Source organism: Verrucomicrobiota bacterium (assembly GCA_016871535.1).
Classification (GTDB): Bacteria; Verrucomicrobiota; Verrucomicrobiia; order Limisphaerales; family SIBE01; genus VHCZ01.
This window is the reverse complement of the sequence record VHCZ01000040.1, coordinates 1-23584: the sequence shown is the minus strand read 5'-3', so window position 1 is coordinate 23584 and position 23584 is coordinate 1. Positions and strand designations below refer to the sequence as shown.

Annotated in this window: 21 protein-coding genes and 1 pseudogene; 6 read left to right on the top strand and 16 right to left on the bottom strand. The window is 59.9% G+C overall.

Annotated elements, in window-relative coordinates:
* Positions 1–104: 104 nt before the first annotated feature.
* From FJ398_07820 to FJ398_07810, 3 genes are all read right to left on the bottom strand, one after another.
* The gene (locus FJ398_07820; protein MBM3837862.1) at positions 105–482 is read right to left on the bottom strand and encodes a holo-ACP synthase; all 378 of its coding nucleotides are present in this window, start codon (positions 480–482) and stop codon (positions 105–107) included.
* 94 nt (positions 483–576) lie between these two features.
* Positions 577–1314, bottom strand: coding sequence for a pyridoxine 5'-phosphate synthase (locus tag FJ398_07815; protein MBM3837861.1), 738 nt, complete (start codon positions 1312–1314; stop codon positions 577–579).
* A gap of 7 nt (positions 1315–1321) precedes the next feature.
* A complete protein-coding gene (locus FJ398_07810) occupies positions 1322–2971 on the bottom strand; it encodes a hypothetical protein (protein ID MBM3837860.1) in 1650 nt (549 codons plus the stop codon).
* Positions 2972–3106: 135 nt separating this feature from the next.
* Between FJ398_07810 and FJ398_07805 the strand changes: the two genes are divergently transcribed.
* On the top strand, positions 3107–3778 hold the full coding sequence (locus FJ398_07805) for a DUF3883 domain-containing protein (protein ID MBM3837859.1): 672 nt from the start codon (positions 3107–3109) through the stop codon (positions 3776–3778).
* A 175-nt stretch (positions 3779–3953) separates the two neighbouring features.
* Here the strand turns inward: FJ398_07805 and FJ398_07800 are convergent, their stop codons facing one another.
* From FJ398_07800 to FJ398_07785, 4 genes are all read right to left on the bottom strand, one after another.
* On the bottom strand, positions 3954–4559 hold the full coding sequence (locus tag FJ398_07800; protein ID MBM3837858.1) for an ImmA/IrrE family metallo-endopeptidase: 606 nt from the start codon (positions 4557–4559) through the stop codon (positions 3954–3956).
* Complete coding sequence (locus tag FJ398_07795) at positions 4556–4930, bottom strand: hypothetical protein (protein MBM3837857.1); 375 nt, start codon at positions 4928–4930, stop codon at positions 4556–4558. The genes FJ398_07800 and FJ398_07795 overlap by 4 nt, the downstream gene beginning before the upstream one ends.
* 198 nt (positions 4931–5128) lie before the next feature.
* On the bottom strand, positions 5129–5419 hold the full coding sequence (locus FJ398_07790) for a hypothetical protein (protein ID MBM3837856.1): 291 nt from the start codon (positions 5417–5419) through the stop codon (positions 5129–5131).
* A 9-nt stretch (positions 5420–5428) separates the two neighbouring features.
* On the bottom strand, positions 5429–6322 hold the full coding sequence (locus FJ398_07785; GenBank protein MBM3837855.1) for a hypothetical protein: 894 nt from the start codon (positions 6320–6322) through the stop codon (positions 5429–5431).
* Between the two features lie 354 nt (positions 6323–6676).
* Between FJ398_07785 and FJ398_07780 the strand changes: the two genes are divergently transcribed.
* A complete protein-coding gene (locus FJ398_07780; protein ID MBM3837854.1) occupies positions 6677–9127 on the top strand; it encodes a DUF4131 domain-containing protein in 2451 nt (816 codons plus the stop codon).
* 16 nt (positions 9128–9143) lie between these two features.
* Here FJ398_07780 and FJ398_07775 read toward each other — a convergent pair whose 3' ends face one another.
* Entirely contained in the window at positions 9144–9488 is a 345-nt protein-coding gene (locus FJ398_07775; protein MBM3837853.1) for a hypothetical protein, read from the bottom strand.
* Between the two features lie 133 nt (positions 9489–9621).
* Positions 9622–11997 (bottom strand): CRTAC1 family protein, encoded by a 2376-nt coding sequence (locus FJ398_07770; protein ID MBM3837852.1) that lies wholly within the window; start codon positions 11995–11997, stop codon positions 9622–9624.
* Positions 11998–12174: 177 nt separating this feature from the next.
* Here FJ398_07770 and FJ398_07765 point away from each other — a divergent pair, with 177 nt between their 5' ends.
* Both FJ398_07765 and FJ398_07760 read left to right on the top strand, forming a co-directional pair.
* Entirely contained in the window at positions 12175–12453 is a 279-nt protein-coding gene (locus FJ398_07765) for a hypothetical protein (protein ID MBM3837851.1), read from the top strand.
* On the top strand, positions 12450–12656 hold the full coding sequence (locus FJ398_07760) for a hypothetical protein (protein ID MBM3837850.1): 207 nt from the start codon (positions 12450–12452) through the stop codon (positions 12654–12656). Before FJ398_07765 ends, FJ398_07760 begins: the two co-directional genes overlap by 4 nt.
* A gap of 14 nt (positions 12657–12670) precedes the next feature.
* On the opposite strand, the gene FJ398_07755 is transcribed toward FJ398_07760, so the two are convergent.
* Positions 12671–13663, bottom strand: coding sequence for a 2-hydroxyacid dehydrogenase (locus FJ398_07755; GenBank protein ID MBM3837849.1), 993 nt, complete (start codon positions 13661–13663; stop codon positions 12671–12673).
* A 362-nt stretch (positions 13664–14025) separates the two neighbouring features.
* Between FJ398_07755 and FJ398_07750 the strand changes: the two genes are divergently transcribed.
* On the top strand, positions 14026–16083 hold the full coding sequence (locus tag FJ398_07750) for an NAD(+) synthase (protein ID MBM3837848.1): 2058 nt from the start codon (positions 14026–14028) through the stop codon (positions 16081–16083).
* Between the two features lie 113 nt (positions 16084–16196).
* Positions 16197–16862, top strand: coding sequence for a response regulator transcription factor (locus tag FJ398_07745; protein MBM3837847.1), 666 nt, complete (start codon positions 16197–16199; stop codon positions 16860–16862).
* A 672-nt stretch (positions 16863–17534) separates the two neighbouring features.
* On the opposite strand, the gene FJ398_07740 is transcribed toward FJ398_07745, so the two are convergent.
* The 6 genes and pseudogenes from FJ398_07740 to FJ398_07715 form a co-directional block, all read right to left on the bottom strand.
* A complete protein-coding gene (locus FJ398_07740; protein ID MBM3837846.1) occupies positions 17535–18176 on the bottom strand; it encodes a hypothetical protein in 642 nt (213 codons plus the stop codon).
* Between the two features lie 14 nt (positions 18177–18190).
* Positions 18191–18367, bottom strand: a pseudogene (locus FJ398_07735) (type II secretion system protein).
* Between the two features lie 110 nt (positions 18368–18477).
* Complete coding sequence (locus FJ398_07730; protein MBM3837845.1) at positions 18478–18939, bottom strand: HEAT repeat domain-containing protein; 462 nt, start codon at positions 18937–18939, stop codon at positions 18478–18480.
* A gap of 56 nt (positions 18940–18995) precedes the next feature.
* The gene (locus FJ398_07725; protein MBM3837844.1) at positions 18996–20816 is read right to left on the bottom strand and encodes a CRTAC1 family protein; all 1821 of its coding nucleotides are present in this window, start codon (positions 20814–20816) and stop codon (positions 18996–18998) included.
* Positions 20817–21198: 382 nt separating this feature from the next.
* A complete protein-coding gene (locus FJ398_07720) occupies positions 21199–22629 on the bottom strand; it encodes a tetratricopeptide repeat protein (protein MBM3837843.1) in 1431 nt (476 codons plus the stop codon).
* A gap of 68 nt (positions 22630–22697) precedes the next feature.
* Positions 22698–23003, bottom strand: a complete 306-nt coding sequence (locus tag FJ398_07715) for a hypothetical protein (GenBank protein ID MBM3837842.1) — start codon at positions 23001–23003, stop codon at positions 22698–22700.
* Positions 23004–23584: the final 581 nt, after the last annotated feature.

Genomic DNA, 23584 nt, shown 5'->3' with positions numbered 1-23584 from the left:
CACCGGCCTGTTGCGGCGGGCTACCAGCCCGCCGGGCCTTTTGGCGGCAGGTTGCCGCCAAACACGGGCTGGTAGCCCGTTCCACCCATTCTTCAGACACGCTCTCACCGTTCCAGAACCGCCACGGCCGCGGCGTAAAATTCGGTGTGGCTGAGGCTGATGTGGACGGCTTTCCCGGCGCGGTTTTCGAGGAGTTTTTGTCCGGCCCCGTGCAAGACCACGAACGGCTCGCCGGTATCTTTCCGGGCGACTTCCATGTCATGCCAGCCGAGTGAACTGCCAATGCCCGTGCCGAACGCTTTTGAAATCGCCTCCTTCGCTGCAAACCGGGCGGCCAAATGCGGCGCGGGAAACTTGTGGGACAAACAGTAAGCGATTTCGCCAGGCAGAAGAATACGCTGGAGAAAACGTTCGCCAAATCGTTCGTGCGACGCGCGGATGCGAGCGACCTCAATGATATCGATGCCCAGCCCAAGAATCATTGGGACTCTAAACCTGCCGAGGGTAGGGCGGCGCTGCTGCGCCGCCGCATCGACAGAAATCCGGCTGCGCGGCAACGCAGCCCTACCATCGTGTTCATGGAAAGCGCTGCAGAAGTTGCAGCATCTCGCGCACGGCCTGGCCGAGGCCCACCACGATCGCCCGGCTGACAATGCTGTGGCCGATGTTCAACTCGACCAAATGCGGAACGGCGCTGAGCGCAGGAACATTACGATAGTTGAGCCCGTGACCGGCGTTCACTTTCAAACCTAGTTGGTGGGCCTGCCTCGACGCCGTCACCAATCGCGCGATTTCCAGGCGCCGTCCTGCTTCGTCGTGAAACCGCTCCGCGAACGCCCCGGTGTGCAACTCAATGAACTGAGCTCCGACCGCCGCCGAAGCCTCCACCTGCTGCGCTTCGGGATCGATGAACAGACTGACCTCAATGCCCGCGCCGTTCATGCTCTTCCGCGTCTCTGTGAGCGCGGTCTTTTGGCCCGCCACGTCCAAGCCGCCTTCCGTGGTCAATTCTTGCCGGCGTTCGGGGACGAGGCAGACGATATCCGGTTTGAGCTTCAAAGCGATGGCGACGATTTCCGGCGCGCTGGCCATCTCCAGGTTGAGCCGCGTTTTGATCGCTTCCCGGAGTTTGGCTGCGTCCCGGTCCTGAATGTGCCTGCGGTCCTCGCGAAGATGAACCGTGATGCCATGAGCGCCGGCGCCCTCGCAAATGAGGGCCGCCTCAATCGGGTCGGGTTCGCCCGCGGGTTTGCCGTGATAACGCGCCTCCCGAATCGTGGCGACATGATCGATGTTGACGCCGAGCTTGAGCACGCCGGGTTTATGGATTGGCCGCTTGCTTTCTGGGCCTGGCGGGCGGACGCAAAGCGAGCTGCAAATTCAGCTTCGGGAAATTCGCGCTTTCGAGCCAGTGCGCCAGCGCCACCAGTTCGAGACCGTTGAACCCGATTTCCGAACTCCGCGCCAGCCGGAGTTCTCGCGGCGACTGGACGGTCACTTCGGTCACGGTGTTCACCAATTTCGGCTGAATCGCATCAAACCAGCGGGAACTGGCCAGACCCGCCTCCAGAGTGGGTATGTCCAAGAACGTCGCCACGTGGGGCGCCACCGCCCGCAACTGGGCCAGGCGTTCTTGAGTGATCTCCCAATCGTAGTAGAGCAAATTCGGGCGGCTGGTCAGTTGCTCCAGCAATTCGGGCGGCGGCGGGTTTTTCGAGGTTTGTTCCACAGGAAAGATTCCCGCTTCCAGGAAATCCTGCCCCGGCTCGGGCGCCAGACGCACATAAGGGACAAGGACGGGGGCCAGGCCGCGCCAGAAGACCGCCAGCCGATTCGTCTGGGATTCCAGTGCGCCCACTCCAAGCTCGTCCAGGCTCACATTGAGCTTCGGCATCATTTCCGTGACAAACTTCGCCAGGACATTCGTGGCATTCTTGACGCGCGCCGCCGTCATGATTTGGAAAGGGGCATGCGAATCGCTCCACGCGAAAAGCTGATTCGGAAACGGAGCGACTTCCAGGTCCCTCACAACCTGCTGGCGGCTGAGCCACGCGGCAATTCCTTGTGCCGCCGTGAAACTAACCAAAGTCCCGTCCGGATCGCGAATAGTGCGCGTCGGGATTTGCCACTTCTCAAGTTGCCAGCGGACGGGCTGCGGAAAAAGAAGGCGGCCTTCGGTCTTAAGCCCGCTTCCTTTTCCGCTGACCGTCAATTCGACCGCCGGCTGATTGGGCGCCGTGAAGAACGGAAGTTCGGCCGGCAGTCGCGTGAGATTAAGATCCGCCTTCAAGAAATAATTCTTCGGCGGATCGATCGGGCGCCGTTTGGCGCTGATCTGGCGGAAGACTGGCGAGGCTTCGGCGCGCTTGCTTTCGTCGCTCGCGGCGCCAGAGATCCCCTGGAGAACAAACCACGAATTGGCGCTGGCGAAGGCCAAATGGTTCGTGCCTGAAGAGGTCACGCAATGCCAGGCGGCAATCAGTTGCGCACAATGGGTCTGCCAGACAGAAATCCGCGCCGGGTCCAATTGAATGGCCAGCGTCCACGCAAAGCTCTGATTTCCGAGCGGCCTTACCTCAAGATACGATTCTCTTTGCAGCGCTTCGTGCAAGAGCGGGCTCAGCAGGGCCAAGGGTGCGGCGCCCGCTTGGTCCGTCCGTGACCGAAACGATTTCGCCAGCCCGGCGGCGAGGCGTTGGAGAACGTGTGTCCTGAGTTGGCTCGTCTCCGGCAGTTTCCAGATTTCTGCCAGCGCGGGCGCGTTGGTCGCGGCCTGGATTTGGTCGAACCCCGCGAAATGAACGCGCACGGCTGCGTCCGAAGTCCGGGCTGCTTGTTCCTGGGAAAGCCCCTGCCCAACGGAGAACAGCATTCCCAGGACGAACCAGACGCAGGCTCGCCGGCGCTGTGGCTTCACAGCGAAGAAATCCACATGGCTGCGCGGCGATGCAGCCCGGACAAGCTCAGGCATTGGCGACGCGAAAAAAATCCACCGTCTCATAGCTGGCGATACTGATTGCCAGAGAACCGCGGCTTTAGCAACCGATTTGCAACCGGGCTTGTTTTCGGTGGTGCATCCACAAGTTGGCGGTGAAGCGTAGCGCAGATTTTCAATCTGCCGTATCGCCGACTTGTAGTCCGCTGCGCGACAAACTCACCCGACCGCACCAGATTGGCCGCCGTGCCGCAGATTCCCAATCTGCGATACGGCAGAGTGCCAGCGGAGGTTCGTCAATGCCTGCTGGACGCCGGGCTTTTGGATGAAGTCGATGGCGAAACTGTGCGTTGGTGGGACAGCCTCGCGTTGGCTGCACGAAGCGACAACCAAGAGAACCTGCTGACAGTCGGCAGATTTGGTGAGCGTTTGAGCTTGGAGTACGAGGAGGCACGAGTGGGGCGCCGCCCACTTTGGCAGGCATTAGAGTCAAACGCCGCTGGTTTCGACCTTCTCTCGTGGGTTTCCGGCGCAGCATCAGAGCGCCTGCCGATTGAGGTAAAGACCTCCACGCTTTCGGCGGACTCCGCTTTATTCTACGTGACGCGGAACGAGTGGGAGACGGCGCGAATGGCTCGCAGGTTCACTTTTCATTTCTGGCTTGTCGGCCGCACCGAACAACGTCTCTGGATCTGCAGCGTACCTGAGATTGCTAGGCATATCCCGATGGATCAGGGCGAGGGCAGGTGGCAGAACGCGGCGGTTTCCTTTGCTTCATGCATCGCAGGTGAGCCGCAGCATAGGGTTGAAGTGGAGTTTCGTTTTCAACCATTGCCGATCTGATGGGCTTAATACTTTCGCCACAATACGGTTTGGTTGGATCCAAAAAGGTCGCCCAATGCGGCAATCACGGTTCCCATCTAGGAATTCTGTCAATCGGGTTTCCACCCTTTGAATGAGTGCCAATCAGCGGTTCAGTCTCTGCGCTTTTGGCGTCCTGGCGTTGAAATCCGTTCGCTTATTTGGCGTTCGGGAACACGCGCCGCAGCGCGTCGCGGGAGAGCAGCTTGAGTTTGAGGGCGCGGACGGCGGCGGCCTTGGGGCTGACTTGAAACACTTCGCCGGTGTGTTTGAGGGTTTCCCGGAGCGCGTTGAGTTGCGGCGCGGCAGCGGCTTCCAGTTCACGCCGTTTCGCGTTGAAGGTTTCGGCGAAGATGGCGGCGGGCATCAGCAGCGCCGAGGCAAGGCTCTTGGCGTCTTTCTCCACGAAGAAATGTTGGTGCTCGCTCAGTTCGTGGGAGTCCGCGCCGACGGGCAAGCGTCCGCCCTTCCAGAGTTCGTATTCGAGAATCAGGTGGGAAACTTCCTCGGCCAGTGTGAAGCGCGCGCGGGGCGGATACGTGAAAATCTTTTCGTCCACGACGATGATCCGGGGATCGCGGGCGAGATAGCCCTCGGCGTGCGGGCGAACGCCACGGCGCGGAAGCAGGTCCAGGCCGAGGTCTTCCAGGATGCCTTCGATGTCCACGGCCAGACCGAGGCGACGTTTGGGAAAACGGGTGAGGATGGCGGCGGCGGTTTGCTCGATTTCGGCGTCGGTCTTGGCCTGGTAACGGTAGCTCACTTGAGCGGGGCAAAAACCGCGTCGAGAATTTCTTTTTTGGCGCGGGCGGCGGCTTGTTTACCCTTGGCGTGGCGGAGGCGCACCGGCTCAAGTTGTTGGCAGCTGAAGAGGTCGTCGAATTCCAGCGGTTTGGCGGCCCGGGCTTCGGCGAGGAGCGAAAGGAATTGTTTCCGTTCCGGCGCGGAAAGGCTCAGCACTTGGGGAATCGCGGTTTCCTGATCTTCGCCCAGCCACCGGACGACTCCGGCCTCTGCTTCCGCGTATTCAGCCGGGGAAAGTTCAATCTGGCCGGCGAAGACTCGCAGCACCATTGCCTCTCGCTGGCGGCGAGCCTTCAGCCATGCGCCGAGTTGGACAGCCGGATGTTTCATTGCGTGGTCAGTATCGACGCGCTTAGGCGCACGCGCAATCGCCAAATTCTGCGGTTCTTGAAACCGCCAGCCACAGTTATTCAGACTGTCAGCGGCGCTGGAAGTGCTGTCGCAGCGGACGGACGTGTTGCCCGCCGTCGGCGGCGCGTAAACGTTTGACATCTTCTCATCGCCCAATCACTGCGACTTTGTCAGCGGCTACTTGAAACTGTGTTTCACCCCCATAAAGCCAAGGGCTTCCGAAATATTCTGGCGAATCTCAGAGACACGTTTTTGGGTTAGCTTCTCCGAATCAAACGGCGGCTGCCATCGCTGCAAAGAGTCCAGGTACACAATCTCCGAATAAGTGCCATCCGGCTCTGTGCATGGCTCCACATCAACCTGGATGCATCGCTGTCCTTCCAGGTAATGATAGTAAAAGCGGTGCACCCCCTGAAGAATGAAGCCCTTGGACGATTTGACACCCTGTTTGTTGAGCCAAGTGAACATATGTTCCTGTTAGTAACCTCGATAGGTGATCATTCGCGAGACATTTGGATTCGCTCGGAGCACGGGCAACTCGACACCGTAAAACGCTGTGTTCGGATTAACAGAGGTTCCGCGGGTAAATGCTGTAACATGACCGGAGGCGCCCCGAGCAAATCGTGCCGACGTTGCATTCCAAAGTTCGGTCGCCTCGGCACGACTGAACGGGCTGTTTGGCGCAAAGAGATCCAGGCTGTTCAACCTTTTTCCACCGGGCGTCATTTCGATCGTAAACTTCCCATTCGCCTTCGCCCACTGCATGGCGACGCCTTGATTTCCCTGGCGGTACCCAGTCCAGAAGACCGCGCCATTACGAGGCGTGCCAAAGTCCAAAGTCGCGATCTGCCGCTTAACGTCGTTATATGACATCGCGGCCTTCCTGACCTGCGCCGGTGTCTTGCAGAGGGTTTTACTGCTTTGCAGTAAAGCCCCTGCATTCGGCAACAGGCCCTCGGTGATCGCATTCAAACTCAGACTCGTTCCCGCGAGAGCTTTTTCCCACCACGCGGATTCTGGGTCGGTGAGCACATCCATGTCCATCGCCTCGCCCACTCCGGGGACGAGCCCTGCACCCATCAGGGCGACAGCCTTGTAGCGCGCAGGGTAATACCCGATGTCAGGTGGCCGGGCGGTTGGCTGGCCGTTCGGTGCGGTGTAGTAGATCAAGACCTCGTGCCCCCAGGGATCGATCTTGTTGACCGGATCGTTCCCGGCGAACTGGTAGAGGTTGATGCCGCCGGCTTCGCCGATGGGATCGAGCGTGAGCCAGCGTTGCAGGACCGGGTCGTAAAAGCCGGACGCGGTTTGCGCAGCCAGCGTGGTCAGCACGCACAGCCCGCTGATGAGTTTGCGGATGGTTGTTTTCATGATTCTCCTTGGGTGATGAGTTGCGGTTTCGCAGCTCCAATCGGGATCGGGTTTCCTTGACCTCCTCCATGGCGGCGAGATTAATTTCTCGCCCCGAATTCGCAAGTAGAATTTTTTCGAGAGAGGCGCCCTCTGGGCCCTCTGTGAAGGCCGGCGGGCAGGCTGCCCGCGCTCCTTTTCATGGGACTCTTGAAGCACCGCGGTTTTCGGATGTTTTCGATTGCTATCACGCGCTCCGACGTGTTCTCTTTCGGTCGTGCGAGGGAATTACCCGTTGGTCAGAGCCAAGCTGCCGATCCTTTTGGGGACGGCGACTCATTTTGTTGGGTCGTTCTGAGGCCAACGTGATATTCTATGCGTGGACCACTGCCCATCGTTGCGACGCTTTATGCATGCGGAGTGCTTGTGGCGCACTGGGTCGAATTTCCGCTGTCCGCGGTGTTCGGCGTCGCCTTTGTCTTTTCGATTACCGCGCTCGTTTGGAGTTCACGGAGAAAGATTCTGCTTTGGCCGCTCATCCCGTTGATCGGTTGCGCAAATCTGACAAGCCGAAACGCCGTTCTTTCCCCGCACGACCTCCGGACGTGGCTGGGCGAAACCGCCGAAATCGCCACCCTTCGCGGCGCCCTGTCCGAAAAGCCTGTCCAGCGCGTGTATGAGCGCGATCAGGAAATCCATTGGCGCACGATGGCGCGCGTCGAAGTCACAGAGATTTTGCGTTATCGCGCTCGCGACTGGCAGCCAGCTTCTGGCCGGGTGGCGGTGACGACTCCCGGCGTGCTCGGCCCGGAATTCTTCGCCGGAAAGTCCGTGGAAATTTCCGGCGCGCTGCAACTTCCCCCGAATGCCGCAGCCGATGGCCTTTTCGATTACCGCGCTTATCTGAGAACCCTCGGCATCTATTATCAATTGACCGTGGAAAGCCCGGAGGATTGGGCGCTGCGCAGCGGAGGCAAATCGACGTCCACCACCCCAATGTCCGAGCGCTTCTTGCGTTGGGCTCAAGCCACGCTGGCCCGAGGGTTGATTGTCGAAGACGAATCCTTGCGGCTGCTCTGGGCGATGGCGCTGGGTTGGAAAACCGGTTTGACCGGAGAAGTCTCGGAGCCGTTCATGCAAACCGGCACGCTGCACATCTTCGCGATCAGCGGCCTGCACATTGCCTTGATTGCGGGAATTCTCGTGAGCGTTTTGAGAGTGATGCGCCTGCCTCGCCCGGTGTGCGGTCTCCTGGCCGTGCCGCTGCTCTGGTTCTACACCGCAGCCACCGGCTGGCAGGCGTCGGCCATCCGCTCCACCATCATGATGAACGTGATCATCGGCGGCTGGGCGTTGCAGCGGCCCAGCGACCTGGTGAATTCGCTCGCCGCGGCGGGTCTCATTATCCTGGTCTGGGATCCGTCTCAACTGTTTCAGGCCGGCTTTCAGCTCTCGTTTTTTGTGGTGCTGAGCATTGGACTGCTTTTGCCGTCACTCGAACAAGTGCGACAGCGATTGCTGCAGACGGACCCATTCCTGCCCGCCGAATTGCGCCCGCAATGGCGGCGCTGGCTGGACGGTCCGCTGCATTGGCTGACCACCAGCGCAGCCACGTCGCTGGCCGCCTGGCTCGGCTCGTTGCCGCTCATCGCTTACTACTTTTATCTCGTTACACCGGTCAGTTTGCTGGCGAATCTCGCGATCGTTCCGCTCAGCGGACTCGCGCTCATGTGCAATCTGGGCAGTTTGGTGTGCGGCGACTGGCTTCCGTGGCTGACGGAACTTTTCAATCACAGCGCGTGGTTCTGGATGAAAGGAATGGTGGCCATCAGCCACTGGACGGCGGAATTGCCCGGGGCTTACTTCTACGTCCGACCCCCTTCGCTGCCGGGATTCGTAGTTTACTATGCGGCGCTCGGCCTTTGCTGTTCGGGCTGGGTGTTCGCTCCGCAGCGGCGAAAATGGGCGGCGGCCACGGCGGTGATTGTGATCGGAATTTGGCTCACCCAGCGCGCATACGCCGATCGCCTCGCCCGACTGACCATTCTTCCTTTGGGCGGGAGCGGCATTCATTGCGATGCGCCGGGGAAGAAGAATGATCTGTTGATCGATCCGGGGAGCCGCGCCGCCGCTGAATTCACCGTCCGACCTTTTCTCCGGTCCCAGGGCGTCAAACAACTGGCCAACGTCCTTCTTACGCACGGTGACATCAATCACGTCGGCGGCTGGCCCTATTTGAAAGAACAGTTCTCGCCCGCGCTCGTGGCGGTCAGTCCTGCGCGATTCCGATCCGGGGCTTATCGAAATGTGATGAGTGATTTGGAAGACTCGAAGGTAGCCTGCCGCCAACTCCGCCGCGGCGATCAGTTCGCGGGCTGGAGCGTATTGCACCCGGACGCCGGCGACCATTTCGCCCAAGCCGACGATAATGCGGTCGTGCTGCTCGGCGAGTTTTGCGGAACGCGAGTCCTTTTGCTCTCCGACCTGGGACGTCTGGGGCAGCGTGCGCTGGTGGAGCGCCAGACGAACTTGCAGGCCGATATCCTCGTGACGGGACTTCCAGCTCAAGGCGAACCGGTCACCGCGGCTTTGGTCGAAGCGATCCGCCCTCGGCTGATCATCGTCGCCAGCGCGGAGGCTCCGTCTTCCGCGCGCGTAAGCTGGAAACTCCGGGCGCGCCTGGCGCGCACGCGGGTTCCAGTTCTGTACACGGGCGATGTCGGCGCCGTCACCCTGGAGTTCACGTCGGCGGGGTGTGAAGTTCGTTCCGGAAAAAGTGGCGCTGCAGAGACCTTGCGACTTGCGCGCCGCGCGCCGGGGCCTTGAACCCGGGAAAGGGAGTTCAACCGCAGATGAACGCGGATAAATAAACGCAGATTTTAGTGGTTAACACGACATTGGTGATCCAGGCGCCATAAATCCATTCGTCATAATAAAACCCCTGAGGGGCGCCAAAGACATTGTGAAACTCCAGGAGGCGCAGCCTTTGCTTGATTATGTGCCTCAGGGTTTGCAGACGCGTCAGCGGCAACTCATACGCAACGGCCGGTCGCCAGGTGCAGTCGAATGGAGGACGCGGCAGCGCCATCAGGGCAGATTTTCCCAGCGCGAGGGACCGGTAAGTGAACCAGTCTGGAGCGGGAAGTCCAAAGGCCATGCCTTTGTATCCGTCCAGGAGTTTGGACATTGAGGGTGGCCTGTCCGATGGCAACCCTTGTGGCCGGCGAGGGCGCCGACCACGGCACGCGAGGCGCGTGCGCTCCCCACCGAAGCTGAATAGACACGGCTCAGGGAGGTTCGACAAAGTTTGGGACGAAGTCTCACTTGGAAAGGCGTCCCATCCGGGAGGCCGGCGCTTTGATTTCGTGGTATCGGTTGATGGCCGGACTATCAATCTTTGTCTTTTCTCCAGCCGGCCAGACTACCTCGACGCTGCGCACAGCCGAGTCCGCGCCCAGACCGAAGTGAGCCGTGTTCGCATGCTGCGAGCGATAGGAATCGCCGGTAACCAGGTGGCGAACTTGCGCTCCGCTCGCCGTCGTAAGGATCACCTTGGCGCCCACGGGCGAAAATCCAGATCCGGATTCGCGGAGCCGAAATCCGATCCAATGGCCCGGCTTCTCCGTGAAGTTTGGAAAAATGTGCAAGGCTTGCCGAATCTCCGGCCACGTTTGAAACGCGACCACGAGCAAGTCGAGCTTGCCGTCGCCGTCCAGATCGTCGCTCACGACGTTCCGGCAATCCTCCTCCAGAGACACGCCCAGGAGGTGAGCGGCTTCGAGAAACGATTTCCCGGCCTCGTTGAGATAGAGGCGATTCTTTTCAAACCCGCCGTAGGAAAGTCCGGCGCCCTGGTAGCGCATTCGGACCGACTGGAAATAGCGTTCGAGCGCCGGATCGTTCTTCGAGCCGCCCAGATAAATATCGTGCTGCCAGAACTCCGGCTCGTAGTCCCTGGCGGAGCGCCCGCTGATGTGGCCGTTTGCGACGTAAAGATCCAGATCGCCGTCGTTGTCAAAGTCGCCGCTTGTCCCCCCCCAGGACCAGCCCGACCGCGCAACCAGGCCGCTCAGGTGCGTTTGCTGGAAAACTCCGTCGCGCCAGAAATAGAGCCGATTGCCCTGCGCCATCTTGGGCCGCATCCGCGCGTGCTCCGGGAATTCAGGCGCGCCGGCCTGGAGCGCGTCGAGCCGATCCGCGACGAACGAGTTCATGCCGATGACAAAAAAATCCAAATGCCCGTCGCGGTCAAAATCGCCGAACGTATGTGCCATGCCGAAGGCGCGCGCCTCATCCAGCACGCGGGAGGTCGCCTCAGTGAAGTTTCCATTCCCGTCGTTGAAATAGACATCGGTGCCGGCAAAATCGCTGACGACTACGAGATCCAGATCCCGGTCGTCATCGAGATCGACCAACGAGCTGCTGTAGGTGCGGCGAAAGCGTTTGGCGGCCAGGCCCGCCTGTGCGGTCCGATCCGCGAAGTTTCCGCGCCCGTCGTTCACGAGCAGAAACGAGGGCCAGCCATCGTTGGCGTCGTAATAAGGCGTCGGCACCTGTCCGCTCTGGTACGGCACCTTGTATTGCGCGAGCCAGACGTCGAGATCGCCGTCGCGATCGATGTCTCCGGCGGTCATCACAATTGGATTCGCCAACTCCTGAGCTGTGAATCGAAGCCGTTTTGGAGGCTTGAGAAATCGGCCTTTTTCATCTCCGGCAAATAAGGCCAGCCCTTGGGGATCGGCCGCGAGAAGGTCCGCCAACCCGTCGGCGTCGAAGTCGGCCAGAAGAAACGCGTTCATTGCGGGCAGGGGAAATGAGAGAAACCGGTCCGGCGTGAACACGCCTTGTCCTCGGTTCCAGAAAATCCGGTTTCGCGGAGCCACGATGATCTCGGACAAGCCGTCTCCATCCAAATCGTAAAGCTGCAGACTAGGTTCGAGCGAACTCGGCTCAGCTTTTTCCGGCGTCAGATCCGCAGCGACGACGTGATGAAAGGGCAGTTGCCTCGTGCGCGACAAAACCTCCAGTTGGGTCACGTCGATCAACTCGGGAAACGGCTCGCCACCGGTCTTCCTGGATTTGCGCCATTCGACGCGAAGGTTTCCCCGCGCCACGCAGCGTTGGCTGGCGTTCGATCTGGCGGCGTGCAGCGTCATGAAGATGAGCGATTCCGAAACGCCCTGGCTGTTCACGGCGAAGCGCTTGTGCCGCCATTCCGACTGCTCCAGCCGCCAGCCTTGCTGTTTGAGACTCGCGACCCACTCCCGCCACTTGTGAGGTTCCAATCGTTGAATGGGATCGCCCAGGCGTTGAACCGCAATGCCATGTTCGCGCGGATCAGCCGGGCCGAGAGTTCCAAGCCGAAGCTCGCCAAACGCAAAATTGGTCAGCACCACGCCGGCATCCTCGGCGCTTCGAAGATCGTCCCAGAGTTTGATGAAAACGGCTTCGTGGCGCTGCGCCGTGAGTTCATCGGCCCAGACCGTTTGATCCAGGTGCAGCCGGCGAGCCTCGATCTTCCGGAGACCATCAGCCAGTGGCTCGTCAACTGCGGGCGCGGCAGAGGGTGTGTTTGAGTCAAAAACCGAATCTTGACTCAGCCTTTTCTCGGACAACCTCGCGGATTGGAAGAACCAAAAGCCGAGTGCAGCCAGCAGCAAGAGGCAAACGACAATGATGCTCGCTCGTTTGGACATGATCTCGGAGGCGATTGCCTGGCCACGCTATCAATGCGCGGTGAAGGTGTCGATGCGGCACGCATGGGTGTAGCGTTGGTACCAACGCTAAACACGTACCGCAGGTTGATGGGCAGAACTGCCGGCTCTTGCGAGGCGGATTTTGACGCACGGAACATCACCTGTCATTTGATCCGAATGCACGCACTAAGGTTTTCCGCCCTTCTGCTGTTCTTTGCCTTGTTCGGTTTATCCACAATCGCTGCGCCTGACATGGCATTCCCAGGCCGCCAGTGGGAAGAAGCCACTCCGGCTTCACAGGGCGTGGCCCCGGATAAATTGACTTCGGCAGTCCAATTCCTGGAACGCCACGCCGGCAGCGATGGCGTCAAAGAAGTCGTCATTGTCCGCCACGGACGCCTGATCTGGAAAGGCACGGATATCGACATGGCTTCAACTGGTGGCGAAACGGGGTGAAAGCCGACGGCAAGTGGCTTTGGCCCGGAGCGCCGGCCGGGGTTTTCGCCGCGGCCGGACACAATAACAATCGGCTGTTTGTCATTCCGGAATGGCGCATGGTCGTGGTGCGTTTGGGACTCGATCAGGCCGAGCGCAAGATCACGGATGAAACGTACGGCGAGTTTCTTCGGTTGATCGGAAAAGCCGCAGTCGGGCGTTGATCTCATCGCGCGGATCACAGCGCCGTGCCCGGCAACCACGGTTCGGCTGTCTCCAACTTCAGAAGATTCGTGGTCGTGACGCGCGCGATTTCGGTCATCGCTTCGTGCGTGAAAAAAGCCTGATGCGCCGTGATCAAAACGTTGGGGAAACTGAGCAGCCGCGGTAGCAAATCGTCCAGGAGCACTTGATCCGAGAGGTCCTCGAAGAAAATGCCTTCCTCCTCTTCGTACACGTCGAGCGCGATCCCGCCCACGGCGCCCCGCTTCAAGGCCGCGATCAATGCGCGCGTATCGATCAGCTTGCCGCGGCTGGTGTTGAGGACGATCACGCCGCGTTTCATGCGCCCAAAGGCCTCGGCGTTCAACAGGTGATGCGTCTCCGTGAGTAGCGGAAGGTGAAGTGAAATAATGTCGCTTTGAGCCAGCAAAGCCTGCCAGTCGAGATAAGTTACATTCTGCTGCGCCGCCCAGTCCTGCGACGGCGCCGGGTCGTAGGCCACCACCTGGGCGCCGAAGCCGCGAAAGATTTGCGCGGTGATCCGGCCGATCTTGCCAGTCCCGACGACGCCGACAGTTTTGCCGTGGATTTCAAATCCGATGAGCGAGTTGAGGGCGAAATTGTGTTCGCGCACGCGATTGTAAGCCCGATGGATCTTCCGGCTGAGTGCCAGAAGCAAGGCGATGGTGTGCTCGGCGACCGCGTGCGGGGAATAAGCCGGCACGCGCACGACCGCCAGATTGAGAGCGCGCGCGGCCGCCAGGTCCACATTGTTGTGGCCGGCGCAGCGCAACGCCAGCAAACGGATGCCCAGTTTGGAGAGGGTCGCCAGGCAGGAGCGATCGGCGACGTCATGCACGAAAACGCAGACGGCTTGCGCGCCTTTGGCAGCGACGGCGGTGTCCGCGCTGAGCCGGAATTCATGGAAACGCCACTTGATGTGATGCGTGGCCGCGGTCAGATACTGGCGGTCGTACGGCTTGGTGTCGTAAACAGCGGTTTCAAGCATAAGGAATCCCTTCAGTTAAGGTGGGGCGAGGCTCCAGCCGAGCCTTTCCCTGATGGCATTGGCTTGGCGGGAGTCTCGCTCCACCGCAGTAAACTGAGGCATGGCCGCATACTGAAATAACAAACATTCGCAATTTCAGCCCCCTCCGCTAGAGTAGGCAGGGTGTTGATGGGAACGCCCCAGGGCCATTGACAAAGTAGCGCAGAATTGAATTCTGCTGTATCGCGGATTTGCAATCCGCATGGTCACGGCGGGTGGAGTGCGCTTGGCTCTCCCGACCCCCTGCCGAATGCGATTCGGCGATACAGCAGATTGAAAATCTGCGCTACTTTGTCGGCAGCCGTAGCCGAGAACGCATCAGAATGCAACAACCATTCGACTCCATTTACTCCCACGGCTTCATTCGCGCCGCGGTGTGCATCCCGGCGGTGCGGGTCGCGGACCCCGTGTTCAATCTCGAACGCACGCTGCAACTGGCGCAGACGGCGTCAGAGGCCCGCGCCGCGCTCGCGTTGTTCCCTGAACTGGGCCTTTCCGCGTATTCGAATGAGGACCTGTTTCAGCAGGACGCGTTGCTGGAAGCAACGAAAGATGCGATTCTCTCCCTGGTCAAGGCCAGCGAAACGCTCGCGTGCGTGCTCATCGTGGGCGCGCCGCTCCGGTTCGACGCCAGGTTGTTCAATTGCGCCGTCGTGATCCACCGGGGGCACTTGCTGGGATTCGTGCCCAAAACTTACCTGCCGAATTACCGGGAGTTCTACGAGAAACGGCAGTTTGCGTCCGCGCGCGAAGCCATCGGAGGGGAAGTACTTTTTCAAGGAAGGAAATTCCCTTTTGGAAACGACCTCATTTTCGAGGCTGCAAACCTTGAGGGCTTCAAACTGCACGTCGAAATCTGCGAAGACGTGTGGACGCCGATTCCGCCCAGCACCTACGCGGCGCTGGCGGGCGCGACCGTGCTGGCGAATCTCTCGGCGAGCAACATCACGATCGGCAAAGCGGAATATCGGCGGAGCTTGTGCGCCTCGCAGTCAGCGCGGTGCATTGCCGCTTATCTGTATTCCGCAGCGGGTCCGGGCGAGTCCACGACGGATCTGGCGTGGGACGGCCAAGCGCTGATTTGCGAGAACAACGAAGTGCTGGCGGAGTCTGAGCGATTTTCGGACAAGGAGCGGATCATCACGGCGGACGTCGATCTGGAGCGGCTGATCCAGGAGCGGATGCGGACTTCGAGTTTCAACGATTCCGTCCATGATTGCCGCGAACGAATTCAAGCCATGCGGCGTGTTCTATTCTCCTTCCAGGTGCCGCACGGGAAGACTGAATTGACGCGAACCGTGGCGCGATTCCCGTACGTTTCAAGCGATCCGCGCGTGCGGGACCAGCGCTGTTATGAAGCCTATAATATTCAGGTCCACAGCCTGGTCAAACGCCTTTCGGCGACCGGATTGAAGCGCGTGGTCATCGGTGTCTCGGGAGGGCTGGATTCGACGCAAGCGTTGATCGTCGCGGCCAAGACCATGGATCGGCTGGGATTGCCGCGCGATCAGATCCTGGCATTCACGATGCCCGGTTTTGCCACGAGTGATCTCACGTTGAAGAACGCGCGCCGGCTCATGGCCGCGCTGAAGGTCAAGGCGGGCGAAATCGACATCAAGCCGGCGTGTTTGCAGATGTTCCGCGACATCGGGCATCCGTATGCGGAAAGCAAGCCGGTGTATGACGTGACGTTCGAGAACGTGCAGGCGGGCGAACGCACTTCGCATCTGTTCCGCCTGGCGAACCTGCACCACGCGCTCGTGCTGGGCACGGGCGATCTGAGCGAACTGGCGCTGGGCTGGATGACCTATGGCGTGGGTGATCACATGTCACATTACAACGTGAACGTGTCCGTCCCGAAGACGCTCATTCAGCACTTGATCCGCTGGGTGATCTCGACCGGCCAGTTCGACGCGGAGACGCACGCGGTGCTGCAGTCGATTCTGGAGACGGAGATTTCGCCCGAACTCGTCCCGCACCACGGCGGCGATTCCAGCAAGCCGGCGCAGAAGACCGCGGAAACGATCGGGCCGTACGAATTGCAGGACTTCAACCTCTACTACATTTCCCGGTTCGGATTTCGTCCGAGCAAAGTGGCGTTCCTGTGCCATCATGCCTGGGGAGACAAGAGCCGCGGCGGGTGGCCGGACCTGGTGCCCTTGGAGAAAAGGCAAGCGTATGGCCTGCCCACCATCAAGCGGTGGCTCGAAGTGTTTCTCCACCGATTTTTCCAGGTCAGCCAGTTCAAGCGCTCCGCCATTCCGAATGGCCCCAAAGTCGGTTCCGGCGGCTCGCTTTCGCCGCGGGGTGATTGGCGCGCGCCGAGCGATTCGGAATCGAAAGTCTGGCTGCAGGAACTCCGAGAAAACGTTCCCGATTGAGATCGTGTCCGGAGGTTCACGCGTGGCTTCCTTGCCGGAGGTCTGGCCGGGCCGCGGAAGATGAAGTGCATGACCACTAAGGCCCCGCAGGCCGATTTGATCTCTGGCCAGGCATGAACCCGATTCGCATCCTTCTCGCGGACGACCACACGCTCGTTCGCGCCGGCCTCCGATCTTTGTTAGAAAGAATGCCGGATGTGGTTGTCATCGCCGAAGCTGCCGACGGAAGAGAAGTTCTCGCGCTGGTGCGGTCCGGTCGCCCCAACATCGTGCTGATGGACATTGGCATGCCCGTCATGAACGGACTGGAAGCGACGACGCGCGTGTTGGGAGAATTCCCGGATGCGCGGGTGATCATTCTCTCGATGCACATGAACGAGGAGTATGTGCTGCAAGCGATGCGGGCGGGCGCATCCGGATATCTTCTCAAGAAAGCCGCGACCGCCGAGTTGGAAACCGCGATTCGCGCCGTCGCCAGCGGGACGACGTATTTGAGCCCGGCGCTGGCCAAACGAGCCACGGAACACCTTCAGGAAAAGGGTTCTGATTTGAAATTCCCCCTTGAATACCTCACGCCGCGCCAGCGTGAAATCCTTCAGTTGATTGCCGAAGGCAGGAATACCAAGGAAATTGCCGCGTTGACCCGTTTGAGCGCGAAGACCGTCGAATTTCATCGAGCCCAGTTGATGGATCGCCTCGACATTCATGATGTGCCTGGGTTGGTGCGCTACGCCATTCGGGCTGGCATCCTCCCCCTGGAAGCACCGGACCGCAGTTGAGGCCTAGGGGGGCCTCGCTCCTTTGAGTGGTTCGCGTCAGCCGCGAGCGCAGCCTCCCTCCAACCTCGGTAGGGACGGATTTCACTCCGTCCCTGACCAATCCTTGAGGCGTCTCTTGAAGGGAGAGATGGACCACGGAAAACCAGGAGCCTCCGTTGGCCCATCGTCTCTTCCCGGGCGGCGGTCTGCCTCAGGGCTTGATTGGGGACGGAGTGGAATCCGTCCCTACCACGCTAAACACGTGCCTGCGGAGAGACGGAGTGGAATCCGTCCCTACCACGCTAAACACGTGCCTGCGGAGAGGGCCATGGAGGGGGAACGGAAGCAGACCACAGCCAATTGGCTCCTCAGGATTCGAGTGTTATCAGCCACCGAAAGCAGTGAGGACCCACTCAGAGCGCGCGTTCCCAACAGATGGGGTTCTTGCCTACCCAGGAATTGCCTAGTGGCAAGGCGGACGGCTTCAAGGCAGGATAAGCACAGGTTTGCTGGAGTGAAGGTTGGGCGAACAAGGTTTTACCCGGTGCGCGGAAAAAATTATTCGACATGCCGGCCCGGGGGATTGTATAAGTTCATTGAAGATTTGATTCGGGTGACAGCACGTTTCTTCAGCAGGGTTCTCCACCCTCACCTCCTTGGCGTCTGTTGCCCGAATCTTCTTTTTTCAGGAGGTCAGTAGGACTTTTCAGAAGTTCGTCCGCTGCGATAGCTGATCCAACGAATATCCGCGTCGCCGGCTTTTGCGGGCGCATCGACGGAGGTGTTCAATTTCACTTTCTGCGCCCGGGGCTGCTTCAGCGACCCGACCCACTTGTGAATCTCCGAATGGCCGTCCGCAAATGCGAACCCAGACGCGCCATTGTGATAGGTGGCGGGTTGATCGATCCAACTGCTCACGCGCGGGTTGAAAAAGCCCGCGTCGTTGATGCTGTCGGGATGTTCGTCCAGGTAAACCCAGGTCTCGGAGGGGCCCGGAAACACGAATTCCGAAGTCTTTCGAATGTGCTTGTAAAGGGACTCCCAGGGCCCGGTTTCGGCGTTGCCGTCTCCAATGCCGATGTTTCCGGAAATGCTCCGGACGCGCTGCGTCCAGCCTCGATTCCGCTGTGAAGGAGCCAAATAGATATCTGACGGACATTTGAAAATGTTCTTTGTGTTGCCGAAGTATTTGGCGAGCTTGGAATACTTCTCATCGATGAGGTAGAGCAGGTTGGTGTTGTCCTGTGACGTATCCCAGGTCAGCCAGCCGATCACCCAGGGAGCATTCTTCGGATCATTGGCGAAGGAGAGCGTGCTGCCTCCGTGAAAGCTCATGACAATTCGATCGTGTTCATGCACATGATTCCCTGGGCTTTGGTCTTGGCTTTGGCCAGAGCGGGCAGAAGCATTCCCGCCAGAATGGCAATGATCGCGATGACGACCAGCAATTCAATGAGCGTGAATCCGCCGCGACGCGGATGGAATCCTGAGGGCGTGGGAGGATTGAGTGAGGACAGTTTGTTCATGGGGGTTCCTGACTTGGTTTTGCTGCAAGTGAGCGGATTTCGAGAAGCAGGCCGGAGGATTCGAGAAAGCGCTGAATTCCGGAGATTGAAGCGAGGTGTCTCTGGGCGCTTCAAGGCTTCACTCCGGTCGCCACATTGGGGGGAGCTTGAAGGTCTTTGGCCGCCGGATCGATCGCGCGCAATGTATTCAAGGCTTGTTGAACAACGGCCGGATCGCGATCGCTCATCAATGCTTTCACAGCCGGGATCGCGGCTTTGGCGCCTTCACCGATTTCGTAGAGAGCGTAAGCAGCGAGCCGGCGAACTTCTGCGTCCTGGTCCTTCAGGAGCGGAATAAGATCCGGCACAGCGGAAGCCGCGTTCGGACCGGCTTTGGCCAGTTCGATGCAGGCGTTAATTCGGGTGTCCTTGTCCGGGCTCTTCAATCCAGCAGTTTGCGCTGAGACATTGACCGTTTCTTTTTTGGCGCAACCCGATCCAAGGCACGTGATGAGGATTGTGAAAACGACGAGGAAAACTGCAGAATGGGGCTTGTTCATGCGCGGAACTCTAGGAGCCGTTCCCCCAGCCATCAAGCCAAAATCCTCCGCGAGGATGATGCGAGAAACGGAGATGCGCGTGATGACGGCTACTTTTGCCCGGCGCCTTCGCGAAGATCGAAGTGTCGGCCTGCCGCAAAAGGGCCAAACGTTTCCTCGCCTCCATAAGGCCAGCGCACGGTCACGCGATCAACGCTGGAGACAGGGCCGAGGCCGATGTGGACGCGCGGATCATGACTCGAACAGTAACTCTGGTTGGGCTGAACGTGACGCCAGAAGGTCTTGCCTCCCGCCTCAACCCTCAGACTCGCGTTGACCGCATGGCTGGCCTTGCGGTTCAGCACCCTGAACGAGATCCAGTTTCCGCGTTTGGCCGCGACATTCCGCAACAAGTGCACCGGGCCATCGCGGTTGATCACGGCGAGGTCGATATCGCCGTCGTTATCCAGATCGCCCCACGCCACACCCCGGCTGGTCGCGAGCAAGGGCTGGCCAACGCCGCCGCGCGGCATAACCTCCTCAAATTCGCCCTTCCCCAGCCCGCGCACCAACATGTTTGGCTCGGCGTAGGGGTCTTGGGAATCAAGCTGCCGCTGGCCGTATTTGACCCGGCCATTCGCAAAGTAGCCGTCCAGTTGTCCGTCATGATCGAAATCGGCGAAGACCACGCCGAAGCCTGTGTAAGCGAAGCTCGCTGCGGCGGGTCCCTTGGGATTGTGCGTGTCCGTGAAATAGCCGTTCCGGTTCACGAACACGCCGTTGCCTTCACCAACCAGGTGCGTCACGTACAAATCCAGCCAGCCGTCCTGATCGAGATCGACGCTCGCCACTCCCATGCCGGCCCTGGGAGTGCCGTAAGCGTTCACCGCGCAACCGCGGATCATCGCCTGGTCCGCAAATTTGCCGTGGCCCTGGTTCATCCAGAGCTGATTGGGCATGGCATCGTTCGCCACAAACATATCGAGGCGACCGTCACCGTCGAAGTCCGCGCAAACCACGCCGAGGCCATTTCCGTATGCTTCAGCCAGCCCCGCGGATCGCGTGACGTTCTCGAATGTGCCGTCACCTTTGTTGTGGTAGAGCGTGTCCATCGCCGCAGCTTTGTAATTCATGGGTGAACAGTAATCCCGCAGCCCGCCCTGCGAAAAACATTCGAGTTCCTTTTCCGGCGACCAATGAATGTAATTCGCGACCACGAGATCAAGATGGCCGTCGCCGTCGTAATCGAAGAAGGCGGCGCTGGTGCCCCAGGATTCGTCCTTGAGGCCGGCTTCGCGGGTGACATCGGAAAACGTCCCATCGCCGTTGTTTCGATAGAGCAGATCCTGGCCAAGATTGGTGACATAGATGTCCAGGTCACCGTCCCCGTCGTAATCCGCGCAAGCGCAGCCCATGCCGTATTCGCCGTGACCCCCAACGCCGGCCCGATTCGTTACGTCCTCGAATTTCCACTGGCCCAGATTCCGGTAGAGTTTGTGGCCGGGCCGGTGGGTGGCCAACGGGTTCAAGGAGCCGGAATTCACGCAAAAGATGTCGAGCAGACCATCTCCGTCGAAATCGAGAAGACCAACTCCGCCCCCCATCATCTCCGGAATCCAGAAACGGCCGAAAGCGCCGGACGAATGTTTGAAATCCACATGAGCCTGTGCGACGACTTCCTCAAACCAAAGGTCGGATGTCTCCACAACCCGCTTGGCCGGAAGACTCGGATTGGCCGGCGGCGGCGCTTTCGAACAACCTATCGCCACAGCGCAAACCAAGAACCCCGTCAACACAAGAAGCGTTCTTCCCATGAACCGCCTCTTCGGACCGCGGCCTTCAGGCCGCTTCAATGCCGAACTCCAGACCGGGGCCGGAAGCAGCCTAAAGGCTGCGGTCCGCGCAGTTTTCAGTTCATTGACGGTGAGCATGGTCCTGAGACCAAAGAAAATGCCCCTGAACCGTCACTTCGGACTGCGGCCTTTAGACCGCCTCAACGCTCGACTGCGGAGAGTGCGTGGAAGCAGCCTAAAGGCTGCGGTCCGCATGGTCTTCGGTTCAAGGCTCGTGCGCAGTTCCGTGAGGGACAGCAAAGTTCCCAGGGAACGCGTCCCTACCCGTTCATGAGACGCGCGCACGACTTCGAAGCCGTGGAAACTCCCCATGAATCGGAGCGCCGAACTCCACTTCGGCGCGAAGATTTGGCGTCGCCGAAACGCGCCGGGTCGGAGACCGGCGCTCCGGACGCTCGGTTCAAAGGCCGATCCGAACGTACTCCAAGCCGGTCGAGCGCCTCGCCGGGACGGATTCGCCCTACCGTCGAGATCGGAGTTTCTGTATGCGGTTCTCAAGGATAACCAGGCCGGGTTCGCGCGGTGCAAGCCGGCGAATCATGGCGGCGGCCGCTTCGGCTTCGGCTGCATCCCCGCGCTCGATTGCCCATTCCGCGTGGCGCACGTGCGCCTTCAAGAGCATGCGATTCAGTTGAATCGCTTTCTTGTAGTGCGCCAGCGCTTCGTCAGGCCGATTCAGATTTCGCCATTTCACATCGCCCAATTCGATTTGAATCTCAGCATTTTTGGGATCGCAGCGCAACGCCGTCTCCAACGCTTCAACGGCCTCCGCGTCGCGTTCCATGGCGAGCAAAGCGTTCGCTCTGGCAACGTGAGCCTGCGCAGTAGTTGGGGACAATTCAACGGCGCGCTCCGCGCAAGCCAAGGCATCCTGATGCGATCCCAGCAACTGATTCGCGAACGAAAGCGTGATGTGCGCCGGTAAATACTTGCTGTCGCTCTGGAGCAGTTTGAGGAGCAGTGGCCGCGCTTTCTGGGGTTGGCCGGAACGGTTCAGGGCGATCGCGAGATTGTTTAGGACCATGGCGTTTGTGGGGTGAAACCGCATGGCTTCCTCAAGGATTCTCACCGACTCATCCGGTTGTCCCGCTTGAGCGGCTTCCTCCGCTTTCACCAGTTGATCCTGAAGCAACTTCATGTGTTCCGGCGCCCGCTCGAACCAAGCATCCGGCATCGGATAAGAGACCGCATTCAGGCCCAGACTGAGCTCGATCTCCGCTTCCGCGATGCGCCCGGTTTCCCGCAAGGCCGTGCCTAGCAAATGATGGGCCCGGGCGGCGCTCCAATCCAGTTGCACCGCCTGTTCGAGCCATTTCACGGCCTGGCTGAACTCTCCTCGGCGCAAATGGACGTCGCCGATTCCCGCGTACCCTCGCCATTCCTTCGGTGCCAACTCCGCCAGGCGCTGAAATGCTTTTTCGGAGTTATCCAGGTCGCCTGCTTTCAGCAGAGCCTCACCCAGCCGATAATAGCCCTGGGCGAAGCCGGGAAAACGCCGGGTGACTTCGCGAAAGATCTGCAAGGCTTGATCCGCTTCGGCCAGTTCCTGATGCGAGATTCCCACATACAAATGCGCCAGCGGTTCCTTCGGATTGAGATGGACCACGTTGGAGAAAGCCAGACGCGCCTCCGTCCAGAGCGAGTTCGCCGCATAAACAATCCCCAAAGTCGCGTGCCGATTCCAATCCCGAGGCGCGCTGCGCACCCACTTCAATGTTTCTTCGACGTAGGCGCGCGCTTGAGGATCCAGCTTATCCAATTGCTGGGGGACAGGCGGCTCAGGAGCTTGAAGAATCCACCGGGAGGCGATCGCAGCCAGCAGTCCTGCGGAGACCGCGCAAAGGCACACCGCCAGAAATCGACGCTTGAAGGACTGCCGGGACGCGTCCATTGCACCCTGGCCGGGTCCGTCCGCGTCAACTTGCAGTCCGTGCGTCCTGATCCGTTGCGGCTTAATCCTCACAACGTCGGCTGATCGGGGAAAGCTTCCCTAGTCAGATTACCATGCTCTCGCCCCATGAACCTGGTAGCAGGGGCGAGTCCGTCCCGGCGAGCCGCTCGACGCGCTCGGAACACGTCCGACAGGCTTGCTGGGGACAGGCTCGCCCTACCGGGTTCATGGGAAGTTTCCACGGCCAAAAAGCCGTGCACACGGTCCTTGAACCCACAACCGTGCGGACCGCAGCCTTCAGGCTGCTTCCGCGCACCGTCCGGAGTCGAGCGCTGAAGCGGCCTAAAGGCCACGATCCAGAGGGAACGGTTCATGGGAAGACGGTTCATGGGAAGGAAAACAAAAAATGGTTCGCGCGAGCGCGAACCATTTTGCAAAATTCAAAAACAGGGGAACCGTGCTCGCGCTAAAAGCGAGTCGGGTTGACCATCTTGGACGAGGTTCTCTCCTGCATCCAATCCACGTCTTTGTTGTTGGGCGAGGAGGCTCCCAGCGCAAGCGGCTGGCCTTTGCGAAGGCGCGGAGCCGTCCGAATATCGACCCATTTCTTGATCTCCGCGTGGCCATCGGCGAAGGCAAAACCCGCGGCCATGTTATGATAACTTGCCGGATAATCCACGATCCGATGGCCCGAGGATCGAAGCGGATCATACGAGTCCATATCGACGGCGAACCAGCCGTCGTTAATGCTGTCCTCGCGTTCGTCCACAAAGACCCAGGTTTTGGAAGGCGCCGGATTCGCGATCTGGCTGTACTTCCTGAACTGCCAATAACCGCCCGAGAATGGACCTCCGCGATCACCCAGATAAGCATTCATCGAAACGGAGCGAACACGCGGCGCGCCCGTGAGACCTCGGCTCAGACTATTATCCGCAGGGCAACGATAGACATCGGT

Bases quoted from the DNA above. Each gene is read 5' to 3' on its own strand.
- FJ398_07820 (MBM3837862.1), bottom strand. From the start codon at position 482: ATGATTCTTGGGCTGGGCATCGATATCATTGAGGTCGCTCGCATCCGC.
- FJ398_07810 (MBM3837860.1), bottom strand. From the start codon at position 2,971: ATGCCTGAGCTTGTCCGGGCTGCATCGCCGCGCAGCCATGTGGATTTC.
- FJ398_07795 (MBM3837857.1), bottom strand. From the start codon at position 4,930: ATGAAACATCCGGCTGTCCAACTCGGCGCATGGCTGAAGGCTCGCCGC.
- FJ398_07790 (MBM3837856.1), bottom strand. From the start codon at position 5,419: ATGTTCACTTGGCTCAACAAACAGGGTGTCAAATCGTCCAAGGGCTTC.
- FJ398_07785 (MBM3837855.1), bottom strand. From the start codon at position 6,322: ATGAAAACAACCATCCGCAAACTCATCAGCGGGCTGTGCGTGCTGACC.
- FJ398_07780 (MBM3837854.1), top strand. From the start codon at position 6,677: ATGCGTGGACCACTGCCCATCGTTGCGACGCTTTATGCATGCGGAGTG.
- FJ398_07775 (MBM3837853.1), bottom strand. From the start codon at position 9,488: ATGTCCAAACTCCTGGACGGATACAAAGGCATGGCCTTTGGACTTCCC.
- FJ398_07770 (MBM3837852.1), bottom strand. From the start codon at position 11,997: ATGTCCAAACGAGCGAGCATCATTGTCGTTTGCCTCTTGCTGCTGGCT.
- FJ398_07765 (MBM3837851.1), top strand. From the start codon at position 12,175: ATGCACGCACTAAGGTTTTCCGCCCTTCTGCTGTTCTTTGCCTTGTTC.
- FJ398_07755 (MBM3837849.1), bottom strand. From the start codon at position 13,663: ATGCTTGAAACCGCTGTTTACGACACCAAGCCGTACGACCGCCAGTAT.
- FJ398_07750 (MBM3837848.1), top strand. From the start codon at position 14,026: ATGCAACAACCATTCGACTCCATTTACTCCCACGGCTTCATTCGCGCC.
- FJ398_07745 (MBM3837847.1), top strand. From the start codon at position 16,197: ATGAACCCGATTCGCATCCTTCTCGCGGACGACCACACGCTCGTTCGC.
- FJ398_07740 (MBM3837846.1), bottom strand. From the start codon at position 18,176: ATGAGCTTTCACGGAGGCAGCACGCTCTCCTTCGCCAATGATCCGAAG.
- FJ398_07730 (MBM3837845.1), bottom strand. From the start codon at position 18,939: ATGGCTGGGGGAACGGCTCCTAGAGTTCCGCGCATGAACAAGCCCCAT.
- FJ398_07725 (MBM3837844.1), bottom strand. From the start codon at position 20,816: ATGCTCACCGTCAATGAACTGAAAACTGCGCGGACCGCAGCCTTTAGG.
- FJ398_07720 (MBM3837843.1), bottom strand. From the start codon at position 22,629: ATGGACGCGTCCCGGCAGTCCTTCAAGCGTCGATTTCTGGCGGTGTGC.
- FJ398_07715 (MBM3837842.1), bottom strand. From the start codon at position 23,003: ATGAACCGTTCCCTCTGGATCGTGGCCTTTAGGCCGCTTCAGCGCTCG.